9 protein-coding genes are annotated in these 10,219 nt (G+C 62.4%); 4 read left to right on the forward strand and 5 right to left on the reverse strand.

Annotated elements, in window-relative coordinates; translation table 11 throughout:
- Positions 1-237: 237 nt before the first annotated feature.
- On the reverse strand, positions 238-1,125 hold the full coding sequence (locus AB7I51_RS16675) for a hypothetical protein (protein WP_428403652.1): 888 nt from the start codon (positions 1,123-1,125) through the stop codon (positions 238-240).
- 303 nt (positions 1,126-1,428) lie between these two features.
- Between AB7I51_RS16675 and AB7I51_RS16680 the strand changes: the two genes are divergently transcribed.
- Both AB7I51_RS16680 and nikR read left to right on the forward strand, forming a co-directional pair.
- Complete coding sequence (locus AB7I51_RS16680; protein WP_428403653.1) at positions 1,429-1,890, forward strand: hypothetical protein; 462 nt, start codon at positions 1,429-1,431, stop codon at positions 1,888-1,890.
- A gap of 254 nt (positions 1,891-2,144) precedes the next feature.
- Positions 2,145-2,612, forward strand: a complete 468-nt coding sequence (gene nikR / locus AB7I51_RS16685; RefSeq protein WP_428403654.1) for a nickel-responsive transcriptional regulator NikR — start codon at positions 2,145-2,147, stop codon at positions 2,610-2,612.
- 59 nt (positions 2,613-2,671) lie between these two features.
- Here the strand turns inward: nikR and AB7I51_RS16690 are convergent, their stop codons facing one another.
- Positions 2,672-2,917 (reverse strand): BrnA antitoxin family protein, encoded by a 246-nt coding sequence (locus tag AB7I51_RS16690; protein WP_428403655.1) that lies wholly within the window; start codon positions 2,915-2,917, stop codon positions 2,672-2,674.
- A gap of 105 nt (positions 2,918-3,022) precedes the next feature.
- Between AB7I51_RS16690 and dnaG the strand changes: the two genes are divergently transcribed.
- Positions 3,023-4,927 (forward strand): DNA primase, encoded by a 1,905-nt coding sequence (gene dnaG / locus AB7I51_RS16695; protein ID WP_428403656.1) that lies wholly within the window; start codon positions 3,023-3,025, stop codon positions 4,925-4,927.
- Positions 4,928-5,259: 332 nt separating this feature from the next.
- The gene (gene rpoD, locus AB7I51_RS16700; RefSeq protein ID WP_428403657.1) at positions 5,260-7,272 is read left to right on the forward strand and encodes an RNA polymerase sigma factor RpoD; all 2,013 of its coding nucleotides are present in this window, start codon (positions 5,260-5,262) and stop codon (positions 7,270-7,272) included.
- A 380-nt stretch (positions 7,273-7,652) separates the two neighbouring features.
- On the opposite strand, the gene AB7I51_RS16705 is transcribed toward rpoD, so the two are convergent.
- The 3 genes from AB7I51_RS16705 to AB7I51_RS16715 all read right to left on the reverse strand — a co-directional run.
- A complete protein-coding gene (locus tag AB7I51_RS16705; protein WP_428403659.1) occupies positions 7,653-8,771 on the reverse strand; it encodes a HupE/UreJ family protein in 1,119 nt (372 codons plus the stop codon).
- A gap of 61 nt (positions 8,772-8,832) precedes the next feature.
- A complete protein-coding gene (locus AB7I51_RS16710; RefSeq protein ID WP_428403660.1) occupies positions 8,833-9,366 on the reverse strand; it encodes a hypothetical protein in 534 nt (177 codons plus the stop codon).
- Between the two features lie 49 nt (positions 9,367-9,415).
- The coding region (locus tag AB7I51_RS16715) for a GMC oxidoreductase (protein WP_428406336.1) at positions 9,416-10,219 on the reverse strand (804 nt) is incomplete at its 5' end.

The following is a 10,219-nucleotide window of genomic DNA, read 5'->3' on the forward strand; positions in this document are numbered from 1 at the left end:
TGAACGACGGGGCGGCGTGCCCCGCTCGTCCCTCCTATCCCTCCAACGCGTTCCACAAAGTGCGGTCCTAGAAGGGGTGAAAAACCCGAACGCCGCCGCGCGGCCATGCCGCCCGACATCACGACGATGCCGAAAGTCGCGCCGTCACGAATAAGATGGGCTAGATCGCCCGGCGCGTCCGCGAATGGCGGAAACCGCCGGCAGTCAATTGGGCGGCTCGTCCGAAGCGCCAAGAATTTAGCGGCGGGACGCGTCGAGAGGCTGGTCCGCCTCGCGATGGGCCGCGGCGAGCGCCTCCAGATAGCGCGCGGTCCCATCGGCCAGAACGTCTCGATGCAGCCTGGACCGGTCGCCGAAAATCGCATGCGAGGCCATCGCATCAAGCATGACGGTTCCCAAACGGTCAAAGGCACCCACGAGATCGTCGCCGTCATAATAGACGAGCCGCTTGTCGCCCTGCATCGGCGTGTCGAGCAGTTTCGCGAAATATTGCAAAAAGAGCTCGCCCTGTCGCGCCATATAGGGCCCGAGAACGAGAACGCGAAGCTCGCGCCACTCCTCGCGCGACAGCAGGTCTCGGCGGATCCGCGTAACGAGCGCGTCGCAGGCGTCGAGCTGCGCGCGCGCCGCCGCGGCAAGGAGCGGACCGATGTCACCGCCGACATCGCCCGCGAAAGCGGCAAGCGCCGCGTGCGAATGCTCGCGCGAGGCGGCGAGGCCGTCGAGAAATCTCATCACCTTCGCATAGAGCGGGCTTGGCTGCGGCAAGACGCCCGTCCGAGCTTCCTGGCCGGTGTCGAGGTCCTGCGCGCAGGACGCCAGCGCTGCGCGATAGTCAGTGATCCTGCTCATGAGACTGTCATCGAGCGGCCCATCGGGCGCGCCGCCAAGCAGGCAGAAGACCGCAAGCGGCGCGTGGCCAAGCGTCTTCAATTTCGCGTAGAGCGGCGGCTGAAGACCGGGAAACGTCTGCGCCGGATAGCCGTGGCGGTAAAGCAGCAAACGGTCGTCGTCGATGACGATCAGCGCGCGCAGTTGCTGTCGCTCGACGATGTCCGCTCTCGCCGCCTCGTAGATTTTGACGAAGCGCTTGTCGAGATCGTTCAGCCGATCGCTCGCATCCATGTTCATGGCTTCCCTGTCGCCAGACTGTGGCGCAACGGTGCGCGATCTGTCCGCGCAGCGCAAGCGCCGGCGTCCCGCTTAAATGATTTGAGCGCCTGACCCGGGAACTTTCCAAACGCCAAAGATGCGTTATCTGTCGTGCGGGCCAACCGCGCTCGTCCGCAAACGCATTCGGACCGCGCGCGATCTAAAGACGGAAAATCGGCGATGAAACCGCCAATCCATATTGCCGTTATGCTCCTGGCCTTGATGACGTCCAGCGCCTTCGGCGCCGATCTATGCAAGGCTGTCGCGCTTCGCGACGTGCCGGCGATCGAAAGTCCCGCTTCGATCATCCCAAAGGGCGGCATCGATGCCGCCATCACCCAATATCGCGTGGAGAAGGCGACAGGGATCGCGAGCTTCTGTTCGCACGGCGGATATTGCTACCCCACGCATGTTTTTATCAATGGCCGCAAGGTCGAGGCGCTCCGCCTTACAAACTGCAAAATTGGCAAGCGTGATCCATTTCCGGATAAGGAATATACGTTTTATGACGTTGACGTTGATCGCTCAAAAAACAGCGCGTCGGACCTCAGATATGATGATCTCGACAATCAATTGTTGACGCTTGGTCTGTGCTCCGCCTGCGCAAGCAATGCAGCGATGACATATCTGAAGAAGCCAAAATCGAAGTGCGGCAGGCTTGTGAAAGCGGCCCTCGAAGGAAATCGGAAGGCGCTCGAAGCGATTAAAGACGGACCAGACTATTGTAATTCGCCTTGATCGCCCGGCTAGACTGCAGGCGCTTCGGGCGCGCACTCAGTGGCGCGCGAGGCGCGCGCCGCAGTGATCGGTCGCATATTACCTGCCCGAGTCCGGTCCCTGGCGCGGCGCGGAGGGCGACTCGCTGACGAGACGGCGCCAGGAACCCCCTATGGCGGCCAGCGCCGCTTGGCGATAGACTGACCGCCGCGGCAGGGGTCGCGGCTTTTGGCCGGTTGAAGACCGGCGCGGGCGCGGACAGGCGGGGCCGAATTATGCAGCGCGTAACGATCACGATCGACGAAGAGCTGATGAGCGCGCTCGATCAATATATGGAGACGGGCGGCCATCGGAACCGTTCCGAAGCGGTGCGCGATCTCGTTCGCGCCGGGCTGCTCAAAACGCCCAAAGCCGATGACAGCGCCCGTTCCTGCATGGCGGCTCTCGTCTATGTCTATGACCACGAGACGCGGCAGCTGTCGAAAAGACTGATGCATGACCATCACTCGCACGCCGACATGTCGATCGCGACCCTGCATGTGCACATCGACGAAGCGACCTGTCTCGAAGTGTCGTTGCTCAAGGGCCAGAAGTCGGACGTCGAGCATTTCGCCGGCCATGTGATCGGCGAGCGCGGCGTGCGCTACGGACAGCTCGTGGTCGTGCCGGCGGACGCCGAGCAGGGCGAAGCGCCCCACGTCGATCACCATTCGACGGGTCGCCACGCGCATCATTCCAATTGAAGCGCGGTCCGCAGGAGGTCGGCAATGCTCGCGGCAAGGCTTGGCGCGACGCGCGTTGATTATGCGCGCTTGCGCTTGATCACATAGCTCCGCAGCACGGCGTTGATGCGCCGCTGGTAGCCTGGACCTTCGGCCTTGAAGAAGTCGACGAGGTCTTGGTCGAGGCGGATCGAGATCGCCTGCTTCTTCGGTGGAACGACGACTTCAGCCTTACTCCAGTCGATGGGCTCGAATGCCGCCCAATCGGGATCGCTCGCGATCGCCGCGTCAATCTCGGCGTCGGTCATTTTTTGTCGCAACGTCATGACGCGCCTATCCGACCATATATCCGGCGCAGGAACCAGCTGTGAATCATGGGAATGGTGGTGAATTTATTCCCCGCCGAGAAGGAGTGGTGCTAGGGACATCTTATGCGCTTCTCGCCTTCCTTCCTCGATGAGATTCGGGCGCGCGTGCCCGTCTCCGAGGTCGTGCGCCAGAAGGTGAAGCTGCGGAAAGAAGGCAGGGAGTGGCGGGGCCTCTCGCCCTTCAACGCCGAAAAAACCCCCTCCTTTTACGTCAACGACCAGAAAATGCGCTGGTTCGACTTCTCGGCGGGGAAGAACGGCAATATTTTCGATTTTCTCATGGAGACGGAGGGGCTCTCCTTTCCCGAGGCGGTGGAGCGGCTCGCGGCGCTCGCCGGCCTGGCGCTGCCGGTCGAAACCAAGGAGCAGCAGGAGCAGGATCGCCGCCGCGCGACGCTTGGCGAGGCGCTGGAGGCGGCGGCGGTCTTTTTCGAAAAGCGGCTCGCCGGCCCGGCGGGGCGCGAGGCGCGCGCCTATCTCGATCGCCGCCAGATTTCCCTGTCCTCGCGCGAAAAATTTCGCATCGGCTTCGCGCCGGCTGAGCGCCATGCGCTGCGCGATCATCTCGCCGCCAAGGGTGCAAGCGTCGAAACCATGATCGAGGCGGGCTTGCTCGTTCATGGCGAGGACATCGCCGTCCCCTACGACCGGTTCCGCAATCGAGTCATGTTCCCGATCTGCGACCGCTCGGGCCGCGTTATCGCTTTCGGCGGTCGCGCGCTGGAGGCGGACGCGCAGGCGAAATATCTCAATTCCCCTGAGACGGCGCTCTTTCACAAGGGCGCGACGCTCTACAATCTGCATAACGCCCGTAAGGCCGCGCATGAGACCGCCGCGGTGATCGCCGTCGAGGGCTATGTCGACGTCATTGCGTTGACGGCGGCCGGGTTTCCCCATGCTGTCGCCCCGCTCGGCACGGCGTTGACGCCCGAACAATGCGCCCTGCTCTGGCGTCTGGCTGAGGAGCCGATCCTCTGCTTCGACGGCGACAAGGCGGGGTTGAAGGCGGCCTTTCGAGCGGTGGACACGGCGCTGCCGCTGATCGGCCCCGGCCGCACGCTGCGCTTCGTCCTCTTGCCCGACGGCCAGGATCCCGATGAATTGCTGCGCTCAAGCGGCGCCGAGGCGCTCGCCGACGCGCTGAACCGGCCGCTGCCGCTCGTCGATCTCTTGTGGATGCGCGAGACCGAAGCGGCGACGCTCGACACGCCAGAGCGCCGCGCCGCGCTCGAACGGCGGCTGCAAGAGATCACGGGGCAGATCAGAGACGACGACCTGCGGCGCCACTATCTGCAGGAACTGAAGCAGCGGCTGGACCGGCTCTTCGACCGCGATCGGCGCACAAAATTTAGGCGCCCAGATTCCCAGCGGCAGCGGCGCGGCAGATTTGCGCAACCTTCCGACGACGCGCCCTTGACCATTGGCCCAGCATTAGCGAATTCGCCCCTGTTTCGCGGCGTCAAGTCGGGGATCGCGCCGCGGGAGGCGCTTATCCTGTTGATCCTGATCAATCATCCCGACCTGATCGATCCCCGGGTCGAGGAGCTGGCGACCCTCGACCTCAATTCCCCCGACGCGCGGGCGTTGCGCGACGCACTCCTGCGATTTGCCGAACTTAACGACTCGAATAAAGCCGAGCTTCGCCCTTTTCTGTTTTCGCTTGGGCTTGACCGGACGATCGCGCGGCTCGAGGCGATGGCCGCCCATTCCACGCTGTGGAGCGTGCGCCCCGAGGCCGCGACCGCCGACGCCGGCGAAAGCCTGCGACAGGCTTTCGTCTTGCATCGCAGATCGTTGGCGTTAAATAGAGAGTTGCGCGCGGTGCAAGCCATGCTGGCCGACAAACCCAATGAGCGGGATTATGCCCGACTGAGGGATATTCAGACCCAGTTGTCGGCGCTAGATGGCGCAGAAGCGGCGGTGGAAGGATATGGATCGCTTTCCGGCCGGCCGTCGCGTAATTTGTGAATTCGCAGAGGTTAGCGTCGTGGCGAAAAGGGGACGGGAAACGCGCCGCTAGTATCCGCGCCGACGCCAAAGCGAGAGTCATGAAGTGACGCGCGCATTGGCGGCGATAAGCGGATACTCAAGAAATGCGGCGTATCAGGAATCGATGATTCCCGATAGGAGGAGGCGGCGCGAAGGGTTCATCGCGAAGGGTTCATGCGGTCGGCTGGGTTCTTCGCCCGCTTGCCGCGCCGCAGCTTGGAGAGGGGCGGCCTCTCGGGGCTTTTTTGAGAAAACTTGCGCCTTGCCTGGTTCGGGGAACCGATCCGGGGCGAGGCGCTTGGAGTTTGTGGATGGCGAAAAAAGACGAAGACAAGGTCGAGAACGAAACCGCAGCGACGACGGAAACGTCCGACGGGCCGCTTCTCGATCTCAACGACGCCGCCGTCAAGCGGATGATCAAGCTCGCCAAGAAGCGCGGCTTTGTGACCTATGCCGAATTGAACGCCGTGTTGCCGTCCGAGGAAGTGTCATCCGACCAGATCGAGGACGTCTACGCGATGCTCTCTGAAATGGGCATCACCGTTTCGGAAGGCGACGACCCGGACGACGTCGAAGAGGAACAGTCCGCCGAAGAAGAAGAATCGGAAGGCGGCGAACTCGTCGAGAGCCCACGCGCGACCGCGGTGGCGACGCGCGCGTCGGAGCCCGCGGATCGCACCGACGATCCCGTGCGCATGTATCTGCGCGAGATGGGCTCGGTCGAGCTTCTGTCGCGCGAAGGCGAAATCGCTATCGCCAAAAGGATCGAAGCCGGGCGCGAGGCGATGATCGCCGGACTCTGCGAGAGCCCGCTCACCTTCCAGGCGATCATCATCTGGCGCGAGGAATTGGAGGCGGGCAAGGTCCTGCTGCGCGACATCATCGATCTCGAGGCGACCTACGCCGGCCCCGAAGGCAAGGCGGCGAAGGCCGCGGAGCCGTCCAACGGCGCCGACATGGCGCCTGCGACCGCGCCGCGTACGCCGCCCGCCGGATTGGAGGAGGAAGGCCCGCCAGCGGAAGAGACATTCGAGGAAGAAGACGACATGGAAAATTCCGTGTCGCTTTCGGCCATGGAATCGGAGCTGAAGCCGAAAGTTCTCGAAACCTTCGCGCGCATCGCCGACGCCTATAAGAAGCTGCGCCGGCTTCAGGATCAGAATGTCGAGAACAAGCTCAAGAACGAGACTCTGACGCCTGCGCAGGAGCGCAAATACAAGACGCTAAAGAAAGAGATCGTCGCCGACGTCAAATCGCTCTCGCTCAATCAAAATCGCATCGAAGCGCTCGTCGAGCAACTCTACGACATCAACAAGCGTCTCATCGGCTATGAGACGAAGCTCCTGCGGCTCGCCGACAGCCATGGCGTGATGCGCGAAGATTTTATCGACAAGTTTCACGGCTCGGAGCTTGATCCCAAATGGGTCATGCGCGTCGCCAAGCTCGGCTCCAAGGGCTGGAGGGAATTCGTCGCCGCCGATAAGGATCGCATCAAGGATCTGCGCGCCGACATTCACGCGCTTGCGACTGAAACCGGATTGGAAATTTCCGAGTTTCGCAAGATCGTGCATATGGTGCAGAAGGGCGAGCGCGAAGCCCGGCAGGCTAAGAAGGAGATGGTCGAGGCGAATTTGCGTCTCGTGATTTCCATCGCCAAGAAATACACCAACCGCGGCCTGCAGTTCCTAGACCTCATCCAGGAAGGCAATATCGGCCTGATGAAGGCGGTCGACAAATTCGAATATCGCCGCGGCTATAAATTCTCGACCTATGCGACGTGGTGGATCAGACAGGCGATCACCCGCTCGATCGCCGATCAGGCGCGCACGATCCGCATTCCGGTGCATATGATTGAGACGATCAACAAGATCGTGCGCACCTCGCGCCAGATGCTGCATGAGATCGGCCGCGAGCCGACGCCCGAAGAGCTTTCCGAAAAGCTCGCCATGCCGCTTGAGAAGGTGCGCAAGGTTCTAAAAATCGCCAAGGAGCCGATCTCGCTCGAAACGCCGATCGGCGACGAGGAGGATTCGCATCTCGGTGATTTCATCGAAGACAAGAACGCAGTGCTGCCGATCGAGGCGGCGATTCAATCGAATCTGCGCGAGACGACGACGCGCGTCTTGTCATCGCTAACGCCGCGCGAGGAGCGCGTGCTGCGCATGCGCTTCGGCATCGGCATGAACACCGACCATACGCTGGAAGAAGTCGGCCAGCAGTTCTCAGTGACGCGCGAGCGCATCCGCCAGATCGAGGCGAAGGCGCTGAGAAAGCTGAAGCATCCGTCGAGAAGCCGGAAGCTGCGGAGCTTCTTGGATAATTGAGCCAAATTTGCTTCGATGATGAATTGAGAGCGCTCCAATCGAGAGTGGAGCCGCTTGAGAGCTTCATCGATGCTCTGGCTCACGCCTCCAAATATTCAGCCACTGCCGAAGGCGGCGGCACGGGGAGACCATCGGCCGCCAGCCCCTCGAAATGGAACCGCTATGCCGAGATCGTGGAGCTTGCGCCCAGCGAACTTGTGACGTCAATACTCGCGCCGGAGCTTGCCCTGCGCTTCTTGGACCTCGGCATCGGGCCCGGTTGATCGTTAAAGCGCGCTCAGCAGAGGCTGCCGCTCGGCCAAAACGCAGAACATGGCCGATGCATCAACGATGTCCGACCGGTCGCCTTTCTCTGCGCGGGTTTGCAGACAACGCGAAATTCACAGTAGCGCTTCGATACGGTCAACGAACCAGACCAGCGCGAGAATGAATGCGAGCGCTGTCAACGCCGGTGCAACATAACTGACATAAAGCGCCTTGCGCCGCGCCGTAAACACGAGCGGCATAAGCAGTGATGCAACAGCGATCTGGCCGAGTTCGACTCCGCCGTTGAAGCCGGCAAGCGCATACAGCAATCCCGATGTCGACAGACGCATCGGACCTAGCGCCGTCGCAAAGGCGAGGCCATGCACCAGGCCGAAGCCGAATGCGATGGTCCAGCGCGCGTAGGAGAGAAGCGGCAGAAGGTTGTCAATCGCCGCTCCCATGATCGTGGCGGCGACCGCGGGTTCGACGAAACGCGCCGGCGCGTCGATGAAATGAAACAGCGACAACGTCAATGTGACGCCATGCGCCAGTGTAAAAGCCGTCAGGATCGTCAAAGTCTGGAGCGCGCTGGCGCCAAAGCCGTCGAGCGGCGTCCAGCCCGACTCGCCGCGCCGAAAGGCGGCGAAAATCATCAGCACGGCGACAAACAAAAGATGGTCATAGCCGAAAAGAATGTGGCTGACGCCGAAGCCGACAAAGTGGAGAAAGGAGCCGGACGTCGACTCGTCGATGCGATCGAGCGCAATGTCGGCGCGTTCGGGCGACAGGACTTCCGAGCGCTCGCCGGCTGGCGTCGCGAGCGTGAGAAGGCCGCGATGCGTCGGATCCAAATCGAAGAGCAGCCGATAATGGAGGCGCCGCGGCGCTGGCGCGGACTGGCATTCCGCCTTGAAGCGCAACACGGCATGGGCGGCGCCGGCATGGCGATCGACGAGCATGTCGCTCGGGCGCAACGCGCAGCCGTCGATCGACAATCGATCAAAGGCATAGGCTTCGATCGCGGCGCGGCGCGCTTTCAACCCGCCCCAGGTGATGACGCCGTCATCGCCGGCGAGCCCGATCGCGGCGTCGAGATCGCGCAGCGAAATGTCCCACTGTCCGCTCGGGCGCCCGCCCGCGTCGATATCGACATGCAGATAGCTGTCGGATGAAAGATGCGCATGCGCGGATGGGGTCTGCAGCAGGAGGGCGAATTGCGCCGCGAGCGCGCAAAGGATCAGCCGGAGCCACAAATTCGCAAATATCCTGAAGCGCAAACGGCCGCTAGAATCGTGACGGCGCCGGCGCAGAGTCTCAGACCGAGGCGGGACGTCGCCATCGCGCGACATAGGACGACGCCATGAGCGCATAGGCCGCGGCGGCCGCGGCGACCAGCGACAAGGCGCTGGCATTGATCACTCGATCCCGGATCGTTTCGCCGGTCGCGCCGATCGCGCCCGCGATCAATCCGCAGCAGACGGCGGCGATCAGAATCGGCCGCGCGCCAAGCTGAACCCGGGCGATGCCCGCCGCACCGAGCAAGACCAGAGCGACGATCACGATCGTTGAAGCGGAATGGCTCTCCACGACTTCCGGACGTGTCGCGAGCCCTGCAATGAAGGTCCCGAGACCGATGGCGCCGACCAGGGCGGCGTCGGCGCGCTGCTTATGCGTCCCTGCCCAGATCGCGAAGGCGACAACGAGCGCCGGTCGCTCGAAGCTCAGCAGGAAATGGGCGGCACCCGACCAGAAGACGCCGAGCGACGCGAACTCGGTATGCGCATGCGCCGGCGATGCGCATATTCCATAGGCAAGCGCCGGAACCAAAAACGCCAAGAGGCGGCGCATGAAGCTGTTCCGCCGCCTCTGCGAAACCAGCGGCGTTCCCGGCGCCAGGCTAGCGGTCGGCGAGGATCGCATCGGCAGCCTTTTCACCAATCATATAGACCGCGCTGACGATAAAAAATCCGGGAATGCGCGGGAACACCGAGGCGTCGACGACGCGCAGGCCCTTCGCGCCGCGCACACGGAAATTCGAATCGAGAACCGCGTCGCTGGCGCCGTCCGGCCCGATCGCGCAAGTGCAGGAAGCGTGATGGCCCCACGACTGATAGCGTACGAAATCGCGAATCTGTTCGTCGCTCGTCATCTCGCTGCCGGGCGATTCCTCCTCTTCGACGACGCCGAGCTCGATGAGCGGACGCGTGAGGTCACGCACGAATCTCACGCCCTCGACCACCGAATCGAGGTCCTCGTTTTGATCGGGCGTGCCCTCGGCGAAATAGCGGAAATTGATTTCCGGCCGCTCGAGCGGATTAGTGGATTTGAGCTTCACATAGCCGGCGCGGTTGTTGGTGTGCGCTTTGAGCACGGCCCAAGTCAGACAATTGAGACGCTCGACGACCCGCTTCGAATAACCGGGATAATAGCCGCGGAAATCGGCGAGCACGCCGAAACAGAAGAGGTCTGGCAGCGACCGCTCATTCGCCGAGCGCTTGATGACGGCGAGCACCGCGCCATTCGTGCCATAGACCGAGCCGGTATATTTATCCTTGGTGCGCAGCCAGTCGGCGTATTGGGTGTCGGTGTTCTTATATTGCGCGCCTTTCAAGATTCCCCAATCGTCCTTGACGCGATTGACGACGCCGACTTCATAGCGGTCCTGCAGATTCTTGCCGACGCCCGGAAGATCGATGCGCGT

The sequence above is a fragment of the Methylocystis sp. genome, assembly GCF_050246715.1.
GTDB lineage: Bacteria > Pseudomonadota > Alphaproteobacteria > Rhizobiales > Beijerinckiaceae > Methylocystis.